This window comes from Rathayibacter sp. AY1D2 (assembly GCF_002932695.1).
Lineage (GTDB): Bacteria > Actinomycetota > Actinomycetes > Actinomycetales > Microbacteriaceae > Rathayibacter.
This window is the reverse complement of record NZ_PSVX01000001.1, coordinates 99,630-117,495: the sequence shown is the minus strand read 5'-3', so window position 1 is coordinate 117,495 and position 17,866 is coordinate 99,630. Positions and strand designations below refer to the sequence as shown.

Sequence of the window (17,866 nt, the reverse complement as noted above, 5' to 3'; positions counted from 1 at the left end):
TCGAGTGCGACAACTCCTGCGCACTCGCGAGCGGAGGCGGCGCAGGACGCGCCGAGCCGACGGAGGCCGCCGCACTCGAGCTCGAGTGCGACGGCCTCCGGACCGTCAGGAGCAGGCGGCCGCGGGTCAGGACTCCGTGTCGACGAGCGAGTCGAGGTGCGCGAGGTCCTCGGACGAGATCTCGAAGTCGACGTCGGCGTTCTCGACGATGCGCGAGGGCGTCGTCGACTTCGGCAGCGGCAGCACGTCCTTCTCGAGCAGGTAGCGGATGCAGAGCTGCGCCACCGACTTGTCGTACTTCGCGGCGATCTCGCCGATGTCGGAGTTGTCGAGCAGGCCGCCCGTCGCGAGCGGCGAGTAGCCCTCCACGAGGATGCCGTGCTCCTTGCAGTAGGCGGTCGTCTCGTCCTGGGTGTTGCCGACGAACCAGCGGATCTGGTTGGCGTGCGGCACCACGTCGGTCGCCGCGATCAGCGACTCCAGATCGGCGACCTGGAAGTTCGAGACGCCGATGGCGCGCGAGCGACCGGCCTCGAGGATCTCCTCCATCGCCTTCCACGCCGCGATGTTGCCCTCGCGGTGGTCCGAGCCCATGTCCTGCCAGGGCCACGGGGCGTGGATGAGGTACAGGTCGACGTGGTCGAGCTCGAGCGCCGCCATGGTGGTCTCGAAGCTCGCCTTCGCGCCCTCGTAGTCCTTCACCTCGGCCGGGAGCTTGGTGGTGATGAACACCTCGTCGCGCGGGACGCCGCTGTCGCGCAGTGCCCGGGCGACGCTCGCCTCGTTGGCGTAGGCGCGGGCGGTGTCGATGTGGCGGTAGCCGGCCTCGAGCGCGGCGGTCGTCGCGTCGTAGGCCTCGGGGCCGTCGGGGATCTGCCAGGTGCCGAACCCGATCTTCGGGATGGCGACTCCGTTGGACAGCGTGAACGTGTCGGTCAGGGCGGGCATGACTCTCCTCTGCATCGGTCTTCTCCGCGGCCCGCCACCGGCGGCGCCGCTCCTTCCACGCTAGGCCGGGCCCCCGGCTCGCGCGGGCCCCTTGCGCTGTGCGCCTCCGGTGCGACACGGCCGTCGCGCTCCGGGCCGCCGACCCCGCAGAAGTCGCAGGTCTCGCGCGCGAGTACCGCGACTTCCGCGGACTCGAGCCGGCACCACCGGCCCGCCCCCGCGAGCGGCCGGCGCCTCCCCCCTGAGGCGCCGACCGCTCAGCCTCGCGCCACCGACCAGGGGGTCCGCAGCGCCCGCTCGGCGAGCAGCCGCCGCTCCCCCGTGATCGACACCTCCGCCGTCACCGCCGCGTCCGCCGCCGAGGCGCCGGCCGTCAGCCGCAGCGGCCCCGGGTCCACGGCGAGCCGGCCGTCCTCCCCCGTCGCCGCGAGCCGGGCCGCGTCGACGTGGAAGTGCACCGTCAGCGTCTCGCCCGCCGCGATCGGCACGCGCGCGAAGCCGATCAGCTGCGCGACCGGCCGCACCACCGCCGAAGTCGGGTAGCCCGCGTAGAGCTGCACCACCTCGACCGTGTCGGCGCCGTCGTTCCGGAGCGATACCGCCACGTCGAGCGATCCGCCGACCGGCAGCTCCGCCGCCGTCGCCAGCTCCGTGTACGTCACCGCGCCGCGGGTCAGCCCGTAGCCGAACGGGTAGAGCGGAGTCGCGTCCAGCGCCGTGATCCCGGGGTTCGAGAGCCCGAGCGACGGCTGCAGGTACGTGGTCGACGCGGACGGGAGCCGCGGGATCTGCACGGGCAGCCGCCCGGTCGGAGCCACGCGGCCCGAGAGCACGCCGGCGACCGCGGCCGCCCCGTCCGCTCCCGGGAAGAACGCCTGCACGAGTCCGCGCGCCGCTCCGAACGCCCCGAGCGCATAGGGCCGGCCCGAGAGGACGACCACTACGGTGGGCACGCCGGTCTCGAGCACGGCCGTCACCAGCGGCTCCTGCGCTCCGGGGAGGCGGAGGTCGGCCGCGTCGCAGCCCTCGCCCGAGGTGCCGTCGCCGAAGAGCCCGGCGATGTCGCCGACCACGACGACCGCCGCATCGGAGCCGCGGACGAGGTCCACCGCCTCCTGCACGCCGTCGGTCGACGCGGAGGTGATCGAGCCGCCCTCCGCGAAGCGCACGCGCGACGCTCCGAACTCCTCCTGCAGCGCCGTCAGCACCGTCGGGATCGACAGCCCGAGGTCGTGGCCGGGGTGCTTGGAGAGCACGTGGTTGGGGAACGCGTAGCAGCCGACCAGGCTGCGGAACTGGTCCGCGGCCGGTCCCACGACGGCGAGCGAGCCGGAGGACAGCAGCCCCGCGACGTCCTCGTCGCGCAGCAGCACGACCGACTCCTCCGCGATCCGCGACGAGATCGCGCGGTTGCGGGCGCTGTCGAGGTCGACCTCCTCGGCCCCCTCGGGCACCAGCGGGCCGCCGTCGAGCAGGCCCGCCTCGAACTTGTGGCGGAGGTGCCTGGCCACGGAGCGGTCGAGGTCGGCCTCGTCGACGACGCCCTCGCGGATCAGGCGCGGCAGCTCGCCGTACGCCGCCGTCTGCGGCAGCTCGACGTCGACCCCGGCGTGCAGCGCCAGGCGCCCCGCGTCGGCCGCGTCGACCGCGACGTGGTGCATGGCCTGGAGGAACGGCACCGCCCAGTAGTCGGCGACGACCGTGCCCTCGAAGCCCCAGCGGTCGCGGAGCAGCGTCGTCAGCAGGTGCCGGCTGGCGCTGCTGGGCACGCCGTCGATGTCGGTGTACGAGGTCATCACGCTGCGGGCGCCGCCGTGCCGCAGAGCTGCCTCGAACGGAGGCAGCACCGTGTCGGCGAGCTCGCGCGGCCCCATGCTCACGGGTCCGTGGTTGCGAGCGCCGCGGGAGGCGGCGTACCCGACGAAGTGCTTCAGCGTCGCGACGACGCCGGTCCCCTCCAGCCCCGCCACGTAGGCGGCACCGAGCTGCGAGACCAGGTACGGGTCCTCGCCGAGGGTCTCCTCGACGCGGCCCCAGCGGTAGTCCTTCACGACGTCGACGACCGGGGCGAGGCCCTGGTGGATGCCGAGGGCGCGCATGTCCGAGCCGATCGCCTCCGCCATCTCGCCCACGAGCTCCTCGTGGAAGGTGGCCGCCCAGGCGAGCGGAGTGGGGAACGCGGTCGCGCCGTACGCGGCCAGGCCGGTGAGGCACTCCTCGTGCGCGATGGCCGGGATGCCGAGGCGGCTGCCGGCGACCACGCGCTCCTGCAGCTCGCGGAGCCGGCGGACGCCCTCGGGGACGGTGACCGGCTCGGTGCCGAACACGCGGGTCAGCTGGCCGAGGCCGCCGGTGAAGAGGTCGTCGCCCGTGGCGGGCCCGTCGTCGAGCTTCGGGGCGAAGTCGTCGGCGGAGTCGGTGAGCCAGACGGAGCCGAGCTGCGCCGCCTTCTCCTCGAGGGTGAGTTCCTGGGTCAGGAGGCGGGCGCGCTCGGCCGGAGGCAGAGCGCGGTCCCGCCAGTCCCGCCCGGGAGGACGCACGGCGTCCGTCCCGGGCAGTGCTGGGGAAGCGTCGTGCATCAGCCCTTGAACGCCCCGTCCATGATCCCGGACACCATCCGGCGGCCGACGAAGAAGAACGCGATCAGCAGCGGAAGGGTGGCCATGAACGATCCGCCCATCGCCAGGGCGACGTCGATCGAGCGGTTGGCCTGCAGCTGCTTCAGCGCGATCTGCACCGTGAACAGCTCCGGCGACTTGAGGACGATGAACGGCCACATGAAGTCGTTCCAGACCGCGGTGAAGGTGATCAGTCCGAGGACGAACGCCGCGGGGCGGACCACCGGGAAGGCGATGCGCCAGAACAGCTGCCACGAGTTGGCGCCGTCGATGCGGGCCGCCTGGATCAGCTCGTCGCTGACCGTCGTGGACATGTGCTGCCGCATCCAGAAGATGCCGAAGGCGCTGGCCAGGCCCGGCACGATGATCGCCTGGAGGGTGTCGACCCAGTCGAGCGCCGAGACGATCAGGTACTGCGGGATGATGCTCAGCTGCGCCGGCACCGTCATGGTCAGCAGCACGATGAGGAACAGCACGTTGCGGCCCGGGAACTGCAGCTTCGCGAAGGCGAAGCCGGCCATCGCGCAGAGGATCGCCGAGATGACGGCGATGCTCAGCGACACGATGAGGCTGTTCAGCATCGAGGCGATGAACGGGACGGTGTCGAACACCTTCTCGGCGATCGCCATGAAGTTCGTGCCCGGGTACAGGCGCGGCGGGATCGACGTGACGGCGGTCGCTCCGACCGACGCGACGACGAACATGTAGTAGAGCGGGAAGATCGAGACGAGCACCGCGATCACGAGGAAGACGTAGGTCGGCCAGCCGACTCCGCCGCCCTTCCCGCGCCGCTTCGGCAGCTGTGCCTTCTGGACCGTGGGGGCCAGCGTCTGCGGGACGGCCTGGTCGATCACATCCGACATCAGACGGCCTCCTTCCGGGTGCGGGTGGAGAGGTAGAAGTTGAGGAGGGAGACGAGGACCACGATCACGAAGAGCACGACGCCGATGGCGGATCCGTAGCCGAACTTGAACTGGCCGAAGCCCTGCTCGTAGAGGAAGAGCGCCAGCGTCTGGCACTGCCGGCCGGCGCCGCAGGTGAGGCCCGATTCAGGGGCCACCAGGAGCGCCTCCGTGAAGATCTGCAGACCGCCGATGGTCGACATGATCACGGTGAAGACGATGATCGGGCGCAGCGCCGGGATGGTCAGGTGGCGGAACTGCTGCCAGCTGGACGCGCCGTCGACGGAGGCCGCCTCGAACATCTCGCGGGGCAGCGACTGCAGGCCCGCCAGGTAGAGGAGCGTGTTGTAGCCGAACCAGCGCCAGAAGACCATCGTCGAGATGACGATCCAGGAGCCGTAGTTCGTGGCGAGGAAGTTGATCGACGGCAGTCCGAAGATGCCGAGGAACCAGTTGATCAGGCCGAAGTTCTTGTCGAAGATCTGCGCGAACACGATCGCGGTCGCCGCGACGGAGGTGATGTACGGCACCAGCAGTGCCATGCGGAAGAAGTTCGCCCAGCGGAGGCGGGCGTGGTTCAGCAGGTGCGCGAGGAAGAGGGCGAACAGCAGCTGGGGCACCGTCGAGATGATGAAGATGCCGAAGGTGTTGACCAGCGCGTTCCAGAACCGGGAGTCGGCGAAGAGCTGCTGGAAGTTCGCGATGCCGACGAAGGTCTGCTCGCCGATCGGGTTCCAGTCGAAGAGCGAGACGTAGAACGTGAACAGGAGCGGGAAGAGCCCGAAGACGATGAAGATGATGAAGAAGGGCGCGACGTACGCGTAGGGGGCGATCCGCTCCGAGAGGGAGTTGCGGATCCGCGCGGCCTTCTGGACCGGCGCGCTGGGCTGCTTGCGCTGCTTGCGGGGTGGTGCTGCTGTCACCGTTGACACGGGAGTACCTCCGTCGAGAAAGGGGGGAGGGGCCCGGCGCGCGAGGCGCCGGGCCGCTCGGGTGGGTGGGGCGATCAGCCGCCGATGGCCTGCTTGGCCGTGTCGAGTGCGGTCGACCACGCCTTGTCGGAGGTCACGTTGCCGGCCTCCAGCTCGACGAGGGTGTTGAGGAGCGCCCCGTTGATCGGGGTGGTATCCGGTCCGTTGTAGAAGGACGGGAACTGCTCGACGGAGGTCGCCATGACCTCGCCGATCTTCGAGTCGCCGAAGAACGGGTCGGTGTACGACTGGACCTCGTCGCTGGCGACCGCCTCGGTGGCGGCGGGCAGCGTGCCCGAGGCCTTGAAGTGGTCGGTCTGACCCTCGGCCGACATCATCGTCTTGATGTACTGCCAGGCGGCCTCGGGGTGCTCGGCGCGGGCGGGGATGGCGATGACGCTGCCGCCCCAGTTGCCGCCGATGCCGGGGACGCTGGTGACGCGCCAGTTGCCGGCGGTGTCGGGGGCGTCGGTCTTGATGCCGGCGAGGATCCACGAGGGGGCGATCGTCACGGCGAAGGCGCCGTTCGCGCGGCCCGGGGCCCAGCCCGAGGACCAGGCGGCGATGCCGGCGCTGATGCCGGCGTCCTTGGTGTCCACGGCGACCTGGAACGCGTCCTTCACCTGCGGGTTGGTGTCGTAGACCAGCTCGCCGTCGGGCGAGTAGTACTTCTCCGAGACCTGGTTGACGGTCGAGAAGAAGACGCTGGTCTCGATGTTGTCGACGAACGGCTTGCCGGTCGCGTCGGTGTACTTCTTGCCGGTCTCGATGAAGGACGGCCAGTCCTTCCAGAGCTCGGCGACCTGGTCGGGCTCGGTCGGCAGGCCGGCCTGCTCGAAGAGGTCGGCGCGGTAGGCGAAGCCCAGTCCGCCGACGTCGGTCGGGACGCCCACGACGGAGCCGTCGTCGGCGGTCGCGGCGGAGGCGGCCCACGGGAGGTAGGTGGAGGCGACGTCGTCGCCGCCGAGGGTGCGCAGGTCGAGGAAGTTCGAGCTGTTGGCGACGAACTGGGGCAGGTCGTCGTTCTGGATCATGACCAGGTCGGGCACCTTGCCGCCGGCGAGGGCCGCGGTGAGGGCGGTGGCGGTCTCGGTCGTGCTGCCGACCTCGGAGAGCTTGATCTTCGCGTCGGGCATCTTCGCGAGGTACTCGTCGACGCTGTCCTTGGCGTTGATGCCGGTGAAGGACCAGAAGGTGGCTTCGGCGTTCGGGTCGTCCGAGGCGCCTCCTCCCCCTCCGGACGAGCACCCGGTCAGGGTGAGCGCGACTACTGCTGCTGCTGCGGCTACGGCCGTCAGGCTTCTTTTCACGACAATTCCTCTTCGTTGGGGATTCGCAGGGTTTCGGTGAGGGCGGGCCTCAGAGAACGATCTCTTGGCGGCAAACCTAACCCGCCCGCGAGCACGATGCAAGCGAGAACCGGTCTCCACGAGATAACGATCTCCGCCTAGTATCAAAGGGAAGTTTCGCAAATCGAGCAGTTCCGGACGGCCGCCCGCCGCCCCGTGCGAGTCTTCACTCCGACGTTCTCCCCACCGTGCTCCGCGGGGAGGCGCGGAAGCCGGAACCTCCCCTCGCAGAAGGAAGCAGCATGACTCGACCCACGCTGGTGGACGTCGCCCAGGCCGCGGGCGTCTCGCGCGCCACCGCCGCCCGGGTGCTCGCAGGCGGCACCAATGTCGACGTCCGGATGACCGCCGCGGTCGAGCGCGCCGCGAAGTCCCTCGGCTACGAGGCGAACAGCGCCGCCCGGATGCTCCGCGGCGGGCGGGCCGGGGCCATCGCCCTGATCGTCGCCTTCAACGAGCTCGACAGCCTCACCGGGACGTTCTTCACCTCGGTGCTGAAGGGCGCCGCTAAGGGCCTGTACGCCGGCGAGGTGCAGCCCGTGCTGCTGCCCGCCGACCACGACGACAGCGACCGCATCCCCCGCTTCCTCCGCTCGCGGGCCGTCGACGGCGCGATCGTGATCCTCCAGCACGAGATCACCCACCTCGCCCAGGCGCTGGCCGACTCCCCCGTGCCGATCGCCTGGGTCGGCCGCCCGCGCGTCGCCCTGCCCGAGGACGCCATCGTCATCGACTCCGACAACTACGGAGGCGGCCGCCTCGCCGCCCGCGCGCTCGCCGACTCCGGCCGCCGGCGCCTGGGCATCATCGCCGGCCCGCACGACATGGAGCCCGCCCGCGACCGCATCCGAGGCTGGCGCGACGAGCTCACCGAGCTCGGCCTCGACTCCAGCCCGATCGTGCACGGCGCCTTCACCCTCGAGAGCGGTTCCGCCGCGATGGCCCGCCTCCTGCAGCGCCACCCCGACCTCGACGGCGTCTTCGCCTCCTCCGACCTGATGGCCAACGGCGCGATCCGCGTGCTCCAGGCGTCCGGCCGCCGCGTCCCCGCCGACGTCTCCGTCATCGGCTTCGACGACGTCGTCATCGCGACCACCTCGGATCCGACCCTCACGACCATCCGGCAGCCCCTGGAGGACATGGGCCGCGTCGCCGCCGAGACCGTCGTCGCCGTCGTGCAGGGCCGCCCGGTCGACCGGCAGCCGATCCTCGCGACGACCCTCGTGCAGCGCGAGTCCGCATGACCCCGCCTCCCCCGCACCGCCTGATCGTCAGCACCGACGCCGCGAACGAGGCCGACGACCAGTTCGCGATCGTCCAGGCGCTGCTGACCGAGACCCTCGACGTCCGCGGCCTGGTCGCCGCGCACTTCGGCCGGCCGGGGAGCATGCCGGAGTCGCGCGCCGAGATCGACCGCATCGTGGAGTTGGCGGGATCGACGGTGACCGTCGTCGACGGCGCCGAGTCGGCCCTGCCCGCGACGGCATCCGACGGCGCCCGCCTGATCGTCGCGGAGGCCCTGCGCGACGCGGGCCGGCTGTGGATCGCCGTGCTCGGGCCGCTGACCGACGTCGCCGCCGCCCTGCTGCTCGAGCCGTCGATCGCCTCCCGCGACGTCGTGGTCGTCTGGGTCGGCGGCCCGCCCTACGACGAGATCCCCGCCTACAGCCCCGAGTTCAACCTGATCAACGACGTCGGCGCCGCGAATCTGGTGCTCGAGTCGGGCATCGCCCTCTGGCAGATCCCGATGCCCGTGTACTCCGGAGTCGGAGTCGGACACGCCGAGCTGCGGACCCGGCTGCGCGGAACCAGCCCCCTCGGCGACTACCTGGTGGACCAGCTGATCGCGTTCAACGACACCATCCCGTACGGGCCGCTCGACTTCCGGTCGCTGGGTGACAGCCCGGCGATCGGCGCCGTGATGAACCCCGCCGGCGGACGCTGGCGGAAGCGCCGCGCACCGCGGTTCTCCGCGGACGGCGAGCTCCTGCCCGAATCCGGGCCGTACACGATCCGGGTCTGCGAGGCGTTCGACACCCGCTGGCTGATCGAGGACCTGTTCGCGAAGCTCGTGGAGTTCGGGGAGCGGTCGGGCGGCGAGCGCTGATGGTCCCTCGTGGCGAGGCATCCGATGCGTGCGCTCGCTGAACAAACGAAGGCCTTCTGCGATGCGAGCGGACACCGCGGGTTGCTCGCACGATCCCGAGATCAGGTGTAAAGACGCAGCTCGGCTTCGAGAAGCGACTCAGCCCTGAGTTCCTTTATGAGTTCTTGAAGAGCTTCCACCGCGACGGTCTCGGCGCTCTCCGAGTCGGTCGCCTTGTGCGCAGCTCTCAGTACCGCCTGATGTCTATCGTAGATCGGATCCTCTGCATAAACAGTCTCGAGCACATCCGCGAAATCGACGAAATACCGGTAGAGAGTGCCGATGCCGACGCTGGCGCGAGCCGCCACCTTGGCGGTTGTCGCCCGATCTCTACCCACCTCGATGACGACTTCGCGTGCCGCCGCGACGATCGCGGCTCGCGTTCGATGAGCTCGATCTTGGAGTGGTTTCACTGGTGTGCTGCGATTTTTCGCTCCTGTCATACCTTTCATCCTCTCACCACACGCCTGGAACGTGACACATACTCATATGGTCGATCGGAGTGTGCTGCCAACGAGAGTCGCATTGCGGGCGGCCCCCGAAGTGATCTCACCAGCGCGCTGGCCGCCACCCTTCCGGCCACGCCAACCGAGGGCGCTGAAGCAAGCGAAAGCGGAGGAGAGAAAGAAGTAGAGCCGAATTCACGAAGATCCGAGTAAGACTCCTCGCTCACGAACGCGCCACTTATCCCGCCACTTGAAGGTCCGCTCTTGACCGTTCCTGACTTCGCTGCAAGCGTTCTTCAAACGCGGAGATCAATCCGCATTTGAAAAAACGCTACAGATGAAAGGCCGTTCGATATGCCATTGAGGGAATTCAGAAGTGCCAATGAGAGTAGAGACAAGAAGCTAAAGGTGGATCGCATGAAGCGTTTCCGTTCCTTCGCTGCAAGCCTGCTTATTGCGGGCATCGCAGCCACCGGAATCGGACTGGTCTCTACGGGACCGGTGATGGCAGCACAACCGCCCGCCGGCTACCCCAGTACAGACACCTTCGCGACGGTGTCGAGCAGTACGCATGGGAGTTTCCCGATCCGGCGCGGCTTCTACGATGCAGACATCGAGCGCGGGTGGGGCCTCGACAAGGTTTTCCACAAGCACAACATCTGGAGCACCAACGCAATGAAGAAGGTGATGGCTTCCACGAACAGCACGCTGCAGGGGAACGGCAATTACAATCTCAAGGCCTACGCGGGCAACTACGACTGCGTCGACGGCAGGTGCGTGCTCCGCGAGCAGGTCGAGTTGCTGGGCATCTACAATCCCCGGTCGTACGACCTGTACTACGGATGGCCCGTCGGCGGAAAGATGGGCATGCAGACCCTCTACTGCAAGCAGGGCGGCGAAGCTCGCTGCGCCGACTGGGTGACGTACTCGATTGACTACCCAGGTGTCGACAACCCGTTTAGCCGGTCGAGCACGCCTGCGGAGGAAGGGCTCACGGCGGACCAACAAGCGAAGCAGGCCGAGATCCTCGCGTCGCCGGAGATCGAGGAGCTGAAGGCAGAGATCGCAAGCGACGTGACCGAGGTCGCGTTCGACTACGCGCCCCTGCCGGAGATCATGTTCACGGAGTAAGTTCGGTCAGTAGCAGAGGAGAAGAAATCTACTCTTCTCCTCTGCTACTGTCGATTAGGAGGAGTTGGGCAATGACACAGGCGGAACATACAGCCGACGCCTTCCTGCGCGGAGTGCGTGTCTTCCTAAAGCAAGATCGTGCTGGTGATATCGAACTTATTCACTGCTGGGCACAGGAACCTAATGACGCCTTCATCCTCTATAGATATCGAAGAGGACCCTCCAACGTTTTCGGGTGGCATGAACAGCTTCTCACGTCCGAAGGAGTGGAAGCCGCACTACTTCATGGTATGGATACAGCCCAAGAGCTTTCGGAACCCGTTGGAACCGCGTCTATCAAGGCTGATGAGAATGGCATCAAATGGGTCGGGCAAGCAATTCAGACCAGCCAGCCGAAACTTACCTTCGAGGCAGTGACTTTATTGCGTTCCGCTATGGAACGCTAGAAGAGGTAACGCGGGGCTTCGCAGGCCCGGCGGCGTGGCCCTGTGGCCGGGAAGGGTGGCCGACGGGCATGGGGGCTGGGCGTTTACATACCCGCGAGCCCCTGTGGTACCTCCTAGTTGGGTGTGACGGCGGAGGGAGGAGGGAGCGAGCCTTTGCTCGAGCGGTGCGTGTGAGCGCATCGCGTCACTCAGCTCCGAGCACCGTGCTGTCAAGGGGTCGGTTCAGGGTCCTGCGCATGGTGTCCGACCTGATCGGCACCTACGACCGGGAGACGACCTCCGCGAGCATGAACAAGGGTGTGCGCTCGACCACGAGCGCGTTGAAGCGCGAACTGATCCTCGACGGCGCGGAGCTGGCGAACCTCCCCACACCGCGGAAGGGCCGCAAGATCGGGCGCGCGGTGATGATGTCCTCCGGTAACCTTGCCGCGATCCTGCGCACCGTCCCGTTGTTCGACGGACCCAAGGCGCTGGTGGAGTCGATCAACGCCTCCATCGCGAACCACAAAGCGGGCAAGCCCGCACCGACCACGCCGCCCCTCGTCACTACCGCCGCTATGGAGGAAGCATGACCGCAGACGACTTCGACCCGTTCGGCGGTGAGGACTCCGCACCCGCCTCGGAGCACGCTCCGGCGCAAGACGAGGAGGCAGTGACGACGCACTACGGGTCCGCGGATGAGTTCGTGCGCAAGCAGCTCATCAGCACCTACCGGCGCCGGGTGATCGCCTACGGCTCCGGGGGCGGCATGCGCTGGAAAGCGGCCTGGTGGGAGAGCAAGGAGGCAGTGCAGCGCATCGAAGCCCTGTGGCGGGCGTGGGAGGCCGCACGACGAGACGAGACGGACGGGCCGAGCACCTGGTGGGTCAACCACTGCGACCCGCACATGAACGTGCTCCTGTCGATGGATGGGCCGTTCGCGGACTCTCGCGACGAGAACGACATCGGAGATCCGCTGCCCTACACGCCGCCACCGGCCGGCATGTTCGAGGACGACAACCAACCCCCGCTCTATACCGACGTGGTAGCGGCCCGCGAGGACACTGGCCTGCGCGCCTCTACGGGTGACGCCTAGCCACCGTTACCGGAAGTGGGTGGCAACGGGTTCCTTCGGCATCGCCTGTCATACTTTCTAAGCGAGATATAGCGATCTGTCGCAATGTTTCGGACGTACTTAACGCCATGACCGTCAGTGAAGACTACAAGCGGTCGAAAAGTTTTCCGATCGATGGCACGCGGGCCGCCAAAAATACCCGTCATTCCACCTTTGACTCTCGAGACGCCAAAGTCGCTGCTCGTTCCTCCGAGAACCTGTCTCACCTTCGCGTCCTCACGCATCTCGCCGATCGGAAACACAAGACGTTGACTTCGCAGATCGAAGTAGTCGATAAAGGGATCGGTTACAGGAGCTTCTCCCAAGTTATAGGCCGTGCCGCGGAATCGCGTACGGTTATCAGTCGACTGCTCGAGGAAATGTACATTCACCACAAATTGGTCCGCCCAGGCAGTCCGACGTGTGGTCAACTCACGCCTGGCAGTTGCGACACCGAAGAGGATAGCTCCTACAGCGCCAAGCCCAGCGACCCAATCGGGGACCGATCCCCAGTCCTGGGAACGCCACCAGGACTCAAATCCTTCTAATACCTCCACCTTATGCAAAGTAGCCTATCCTTCTGGTTGCCGCCGCGGCGGAACGGTTTCAGGAGTCAGAGAAGGGAGGCGGGCAAAAGTCCCGATTGCACTGACCCCTTGGCGCTAACGGTGTACTTCACGAACCAACGGTCGGAATGGCCAGGTGCCATAGTGAGCATGACGGGATCTCCGGTAGCCCTCCGAGCCGGATGATGCGTTCGTAAGGCTTCCTCTTCTCCGCCGATAATGAATCCTGCTTCGCGCCAGAACGGTATTGCGGCCGGCAAGCTCTGCCCATAAACGAGTACCGCGCCCGCAGCACGCGCGGTTTCAAGGACCACCTTGAGTAAGCCGGTTCCGTACCCGCGCCTCCGGTACTCGGGGGCGACCACGAGGGCGTTGATGCACCACCACGGCTCGACCACGTTGGCATCGACGAACATCGCGTCATCCACCCAGCTGAACCCGATGAGTTCGCCGGAGGGGTGACCCGCTCGCAGGACCAAGGTCCAACTACTACGAATCGACGTGCCGGTGTCGAACCGATGCGCCCACCGGTCCGGATCGTGCAGGAACGTCATCGTGGGCATCTCAGCGCGCGCGAGGGCTGCGAGTTCCGGCGCGTCCTGCGCCGTCGCAGCCCCTTGATAAACGTGCTCATCCATGAGCGCAGAGTACCCGAAGGGCGCCACTCGATGGCCGGCGCGCACTCGACCTGCATACTTAGTCGCGAGCATGGGGGGCGGTGCCGTGGGTAGGGCAGCCAAGAACAAGGCAGCACGTGCTGCGGCACGAGCAGCGATCGCAACTGCGGTTCCGTCGATCAGCCGGGTTGATGAATTGCGTGCAGCCGCAATCGTTGTTGGCGACCTCTTCGGGACCACCCCGGACTGCGCCAGTGCTGCAGGTTTTCTCTATGAAATTGCGGCAGAGCTAGGCCAGGAGCTCCACCCCCGACCCGTATCAGTCATGGGCTCCGACCAAAGAACGGGAACGCAGATCGTAATGGGGCCGCGGGCTACAGCCCTACTCGGCCCTGACGAAGCGGCGCGCTTAGACGACCAACGTCCCAATGGTAAGGACACCGGCCACTTGGTACTGACATCGGATGAGCACTCCTTGATGCTCGATCCAAACATGCGTCAACTTGGAAGGTACGGCATCTACGCTCCGAGCGTGATAATCGAGGTGAATACCGAGCCAGACAATCACGAATGGGGGTTAAGGGCGGGCGGCCTAACCTTGCGGTATTTGCTCGATGACGACAATGAGACACTACTGCCAGCATACGAGAAAGCGCGCGTCAGATTCCGAGAAGAAGCCCGACGGATTGTGATAGACATACGAGCGGGGCTCCCGACCGATCAGGCAGTCAGGCGAGCCCGACAACGACTTGCGGCCTAATCAGAAAGGCCTCCTCCTGCGTCATTGGATCGAGGCGCGTCAGGAAAGTCGCAACATCCTCGTTGAACTGGCTGACTCCGGCGGGGCGGTCGAATGTACCCTCGCCCTCCTGGCCCTGTCAGCGGGCGCCGAAACACTCTGTCCTGCACGCCGCCACCGGTCGGCATTTTCGAGGACGACAACCAGCCCCCGCTCTAAACCGAAGTGGTGGCGGCGCGGGAGGCGACAGCCTGAGCCCAAGGCAACAGCGAAGGGGAGCATCCGACTGGTTGCTCCCCTTCTTTGCGTGGTGTGCCTCAGCGTCCGAGGTCGCTACGGTCCGCTCCTTGACCCCTGCCGCGGGTGCGGCGCGTCTGCTGAATGGAGCCGCTCCGGGCGGTGCTGGACACCGCGGCGCTGGCGGGGGAGGCGTGCGCGGCATCGGCGCTCATGCGCGTTTCGATCGCGTGCGGAGGGACTCCCTTGGCTTCCATCGCCGCGATCATCGACTGCCGGCGGTCCGCGCTGTCGTAGGAAGCCTCACCGGCCTGGCGCGCCGCTGACGCGCGAGAATCGGATGCGGGGGGCGTGTGGAATCGCCCGTAGCCGTCCCGGGGCCCTGAGCGGCGTCCTGGCGCTCCATGGGGGCGTCGTCGCGGAAGAGCTGTGCCTGAGCGCGTGCGTCGGCGGCGAGCTCGCGCAGCTCGTCGGGATTCGCGTTGACAGTGCCTCCGGCTGCCGCATCGCGGTCGTAGTCGTTCGCGCGATCTTCGAGCTGTGCAGCCATCTCCGCGCGACCGTTGTCGACGTCGGAGGCGCCGGGGGTTTCTCGAGCGGCGTCCTGGCCGCGAGCGTCGTTCGCGCGGTCGAGCCGGTCGGCCTCCGCGATCTGCAGTTGCGCTTCGGTGACCTCTGCTGCCGCTCGAGCGCGCTCGGGGACTACCGCGTCCTTCCACTCCTCCACGAGCCCCGCTCGCGCAGCGGCGACGGCCGCGGGGTCCGGGGAGGACACCTGGCCGGCGTCGGTCCAGTCGATCGACGTCTGCACGCGGTAGTCCTGGAACCCGGCCGGGTCGGTGTCGCGCTTCCACTCCTCGGCCGCGGAGAGTTCGAGGGTGCCGGCGTCGCCCGCGAGCGCGGCGCGATAGTCGGTGATCAGAGCGCGCTCCGCGTTCACGTCCGGCTCCGCGCGATCGCCCACCTGCATGGTGAGGCGGTCGTCGTCGTGGCGGTGGTAATGCTCCGGCGCGGAGTTGGTGGCCCATTCCTTCGCCAGGTCCAGCTCCGACTTCCCCTGACCGGCCGCGTCGCGCAGCACGGCGGTGTCGACACCGTAGCGCTCGAGCACTTCGCGCTACACAACGGCCGCGGCGCGCTCCGCGATCGGGTCGTGGGTCTTCCACGCCTGCGCCGTCTCTGCGATCTTCGCGATGTCCTGGACGCTCGCCTTCTCCCACCAGTCGGGCCGATCCACGATCTGCAACGTCGCTCGTGCAGCGCCGCGCTCGGCGTCGAACCGCGCGGACAGCTCGCGCGCCTGCGCTGCGGAACGTGCCTGCGCGTCGCGTGCCAGCTCCTCGCGCAGCCGGGCGAACTTCTCGCCCATCTGCAGGGCGATCGTCAACGCGATCCGGACACTCTGACCGACCTCCTGGCCTACCTCGTCGTCGTCACTCATGGGGTCCCCTCGTTGTTCTGCCTAGTGCGGGTCATCGGCCGCGGTCGCCGCGATCGGTGTCTGGCTGGGTGCGGCTCTCGCGGGCTCGGCGTGCGAGCTGATCCGCAGCTTCCTACTCGCGCTTGGTCAGCGTCGTCGGCACCGGGCTACCCGAACCGAACGACGCCTGTGTGAGCCGGCGGTTCTCCTTCAGCTCGTCCGGGAGTGCCTGCCACTGCTGCTCGCGCTCCGCGGCCTTCACCGATGGGATCCAAGTGGAGTAGCCGTCGCGGACTTGCGTCAACTGGCGCTGCAAGGTGGACGACAGCTCCGCTGATCGGCGGGTGTCTCCGGCTGCCTTGTGGGCGCTCATGATCGCGTGGCTGGTCTTCGCGAGCTGACGGAACAGCAGCAGCTCCGCGGCCGCGTTCTTGTTCTTCCCGGCCGCCGCCAGGATGAGCGCGGTCGACGCGGAGCTCGACGGCATGCCCGCCGGTCGCGGAGCACTCTCGTGCGCCCGCAGGTGCGCCGACCGGGCCAGCGATCGCGCAGCGTCCGCGAGCGGTCCCGGGGTGGGCTCCATGCGCCGGGACCACGCCGCGTAAGCGCCGGCCGTCTCGCGTGCAACGTGCGCCCACGTCGCCTTGTCGGAGGGATCCACGGACCTGATGTAGTCGTGCAGCCGGTCCATGTCCGTGGCGTACTTCTCGAACAGCTGAGGCGACGGCTCCGCGACCTCCCGGCCGGGATTCACCGGCTGGTAGCGCCACGGGTTCTTGGACGTCGCGCGCCACTCCTCGGCAGCCTCCGTCGCCTTCGTGGGGTCGTCCGGCCAGCCTTCGCGCAGCCGCGGGAGGGTGAGGTCGCGGGCGAGCGTCCCTCCTCCGTGCCAGCGCACCGGCTCGTCCTTCTCAGGGCGCAGCGCCACGCTGTAGCCCTGCACGACGTCGTTGCGTCCGACCGCGAACCGCGGGCGCACCAGCAGACCCTCTTGACGCATCCGGCGCACGAACTCGCCCTCGTCCACGCTGGACGATGCAGCAGCTCGGACGCTGCGCTCCAAGCGGCGCACGTCGGGCTCAATGGCGCTGCGCGAACGTGCCGCCTCGCGCGCTCCGGGGACGATCCCGCGCTCTCCCAGCTCGCGCCCCTCGGGGTGGAGCTGCGTCAATCCGTGGTCACGTTCCAGCTCGCGGGCGACCTTCTGGCTCAGGCGCTTGTCGTAGGGGATGTGCGCCTTCGTCCCGTCCTCGCGGACGAGGGAAACGGCGATGTGGATGTGGTCGTTCCCGTTCTTCGACGCGCCATGACGGACGGCGACCCATCGCGCGTTCGCCTTCCCGATGTCATCGCCCGCGAAGCCCATGCGCTGCACGAAATCGGTAGCGATCGCGCCCCACTTCCCGTCCGTCAGCGAGCCCTCCTCGGCGCTGAGGGAGAGCGAGCAGTGCCACACGTGAGCGTCCTGCTTGACGACGGCCTGCTTGCCCGTCGCAGGGTCCACGATCGGCTTGCCCGTCTCGCGGTCGAACTGCTTCACGGACCGGATGACCTTCGTGCCGTAGAGCTCCGCCGGCTCGTCAAGATCGCGGGCGATCGCCAACTCGGCAGCACGGTCCAGCACCTCGTACCCGTGCAGCGCCATGATCGCGGAATCCCCCGCGATCAAATGCTGCTCCGTGTGCTCGTCCGAACGGCCCGGGCCGGCGAGATAGCTCATCAGTCCGCCCATCTGCGAGCCGTACGTGACGTTCGGGATCACTTCCCCGCCACCGACCGGCACGCTGCACTGATCTGCGGCACCAACGCCGCGAACTGCGCACGGAACTCCTCCACCTGCGCCGGGAACTGACCCTCGGTGTTCGCGAACCGGGCGAGCTGGTTGAGGTTCCGAGCCATGCCGCCCAAATCGGCGCGCACCTGCATCAGCTCAGCTACAACGCTCTTCCACTCCGCGTCGGTACGCACCTGGGCGTTCATCGCGGACTCGAACAGCAACCGCGGGACGGTGATGTCACCGGCCACCACGGCACGAGCCTGCAACGCCGCGTCCTCCTCGGCGGTGACGTACACGCGGTAGTACTTCTCGCGTGCGCCCTCCGTCGCGTTCTCGCGGCGCTTCCGAGCGAACAGCCGTCGAAGATTCCCATCCGACACCCGAACCACCGCCCTTCACAGCCAGCGCAGCGAACCCGCCAACGGGGGGGACCAGAGCTGAGCCCGCGTCGCGGTCTAGC

At 67.8% G+C, this 17,866-nt stretch carries 17 protein-coding genes; 6 read left to right on the top strand and 11 right to left on the bottom strand.

Annotated elements, in window-relative coordinates:
* Positions 1-126: 126 nt before the first annotated feature.
* The 5 genes from C5D04_RS00555 to C5D04_RS00535 form a co-directional block, all read right to left on the bottom strand.
* Positions 127-948 (bottom strand): aldo/keto reductase, encoded by an 822-nt coding sequence (locus C5D04_RS00555; protein ID WP_104347035.1) that lies wholly within the window; start codon positions 946-948, stop codon positions 127-129.
* A gap of 257 nt (positions 949-1,205) precedes the next feature.
* Positions 1,206-3,527 (bottom strand): glycoside hydrolase family 3 N-terminal domain-containing protein, encoded by a 2,322-nt coding sequence (locus tag C5D04_RS00550; RefSeq protein WP_104347034.1) that lies wholly within the window; start codon positions 3,525-3,527, stop codon positions 1,206-1,208.
* Positions 3,527-4,429, bottom strand: coding sequence for a carbohydrate ABC transporter permease (locus tag C5D04_RS00545; RefSeq protein ID WP_104224678.1), 903 nt, complete (start codon positions 4,427-4,429; stop codon positions 3,527-3,529). The genes C5D04_RS00550 and C5D04_RS00545 overlap by 1 nt, the downstream gene beginning before the upstream one ends.
* A complete protein-coding gene (locus tag C5D04_RS00540) occupies positions 4,429-5,391 on the bottom strand; it encodes a carbohydrate ABC transporter permease (protein ID WP_104224677.1) in 963 nt (320 codons plus the stop codon). The genes C5D04_RS00545 and C5D04_RS00540 overlap by 1 nt, the downstream gene beginning before the upstream one ends.
* Positions 5,392-5,474: 83 nt before the next feature.
* On the bottom strand, positions 5,475-6,749 hold the full coding sequence (locus C5D04_RS00535; protein WP_104347033.1) for an extracellular solute-binding protein: 1,275 nt from the start codon (positions 6,747-6,749) through the stop codon (positions 5,475-5,477).
* Positions 6,750-7,030: 281 nt separating this feature from the next.
* On the opposite strand from C5D04_RS00535, the gene C5D04_RS00530 reads away from it, so the two are divergent.
* Both C5D04_RS00530 and C5D04_RS00525 read left to right on the top strand, forming a co-directional pair.
* On the top strand, positions 7,031-8,032 hold the full coding sequence (locus C5D04_RS00530) for a LacI family DNA-binding transcriptional regulator (protein ID WP_104224675.1): 1,002 nt from the start codon (positions 7,031-7,033) through the stop codon (positions 8,030-8,032).
* On the top strand, positions 8,029-8,895 hold the full coding sequence (locus tag C5D04_RS00525; protein ID WP_104347032.1) for a nucleoside hydrolase: 867 nt from the start codon (positions 8,029-8,031) through the stop codon (positions 8,893-8,895). The genes C5D04_RS00530 and C5D04_RS00525 overlap by 4 nt, the downstream gene beginning before the upstream one ends.
* Positions 8,896-8,996: 101 nt before the next feature.
* On the opposite strand, the gene C5D04_RS00520 is transcribed toward C5D04_RS00525, so the two are convergent.
* Positions 8,997-9,377, bottom strand: coding sequence for a TetR/AcrR family transcriptional regulator (locus C5D04_RS00520; protein WP_181137648.1), 381 nt, complete (start codon positions 9,375-9,377; stop codon positions 8,997-8,999).
* Between the two features lie 411 nt (positions 9,378-9,788).
* On the opposite strand from C5D04_RS00520, the gene C5D04_RS00515 reads away from it, so the two are divergent.
* From C5D04_RS00515 to C5D04_RS00505, 4 genes are all read left to right on the top strand, one after another.
* Complete coding sequence (locus C5D04_RS00515) at positions 9,789-10,511, top strand: hypothetical protein (RefSeq protein WP_104262297.1); 723 nt, start codon at positions 9,789-9,791, stop codon at positions 10,509-10,511.
* Between the two features lie 71 nt (positions 10,512-10,582).
* Complete coding sequence (locus C5D04_RS17830; RefSeq protein ID WP_146087819.1) at positions 10,583-10,957, top strand: hypothetical protein; 375 nt, start codon at positions 10,583-10,585, stop codon at positions 10,955-10,957.
* 236 nt (positions 10,958-11,193) lie between these two features.
* A complete protein-coding gene (locus tag C5D04_RS00510; protein WP_146087818.1) occupies positions 11,194-11,529 on the top strand; it encodes a hypothetical protein in 336 nt (111 codons plus the stop codon).
* Positions 11,526-12,032, top strand: coding sequence for a DUF4913 domain-containing protein (locus C5D04_RS00505; protein WP_104326338.1), 507 nt, complete (start codon positions 11,526-11,528; stop codon positions 12,030-12,032). Before C5D04_RS00510 ends, C5D04_RS00505 begins: the two co-directional genes overlap by 4 nt.
* Before the next feature lie 631 nt (positions 12,033-12,663).
* Here the strand turns inward: C5D04_RS00505 and C5D04_RS00500 are convergent.
* The 5 genes from C5D04_RS00500 to mobC form a co-directional block, all read right to left on the bottom strand.
* Complete coding sequence (locus C5D04_RS00500; protein ID WP_181137647.1) at positions 12,664-13,254, bottom strand: GNAT family N-acetyltransferase; 591 nt, start codon at positions 13,252-13,254, stop codon at positions 12,664-12,666.
* A 1,220-nt stretch (positions 13,255-14,474) separates the two neighbouring features.
* Complete coding sequence (locus C5D04_RS00495; RefSeq protein ID WP_146087817.1) at positions 14,475-15,290, bottom strand: hypothetical protein; 816 nt, start codon at positions 15,288-15,290, stop codon at positions 14,475-14,477.
* A 36-nt stretch (positions 15,291-15,326) separates the two neighbouring features.
* Complete coding sequence (locus tag C5D04_RS00490; RefSeq protein ID WP_104347027.1) at positions 15,327-15,650, bottom strand: hypothetical protein; 324 nt, start codon at positions 15,648-15,650, stop codon at positions 15,327-15,329.
* A gap of 112 nt (positions 15,651-15,762) precedes the next feature.
* Positions 15,763-17,391 carry a relaxase/mobilization nuclease domain-containing protein gene (locus C5D04_RS00485; protein ID WP_104347026.1) on the bottom strand — a complete coding sequence of 543 codons (1,629 nt, stop codon included), beginning with the start codon at positions 17,389-17,391 and terminating at the stop codon, positions 15,763-15,765.
* Positions 17,388-17,786 (bottom strand): plasmid mobilization relaxosome protein MobC, encoded by a 399-nt coding sequence (mobC, locus tag C5D04_RS00480; RefSeq protein ID WP_374954368.1) that lies wholly within the window; start codon positions 17,784-17,786, stop codon positions 17,388-17,390. Before mobC ends, C5D04_RS00485 begins: the two co-directional genes overlap by 4 nt.
* Positions 17,787-17,866: the final 80 nt, after the last annotated feature.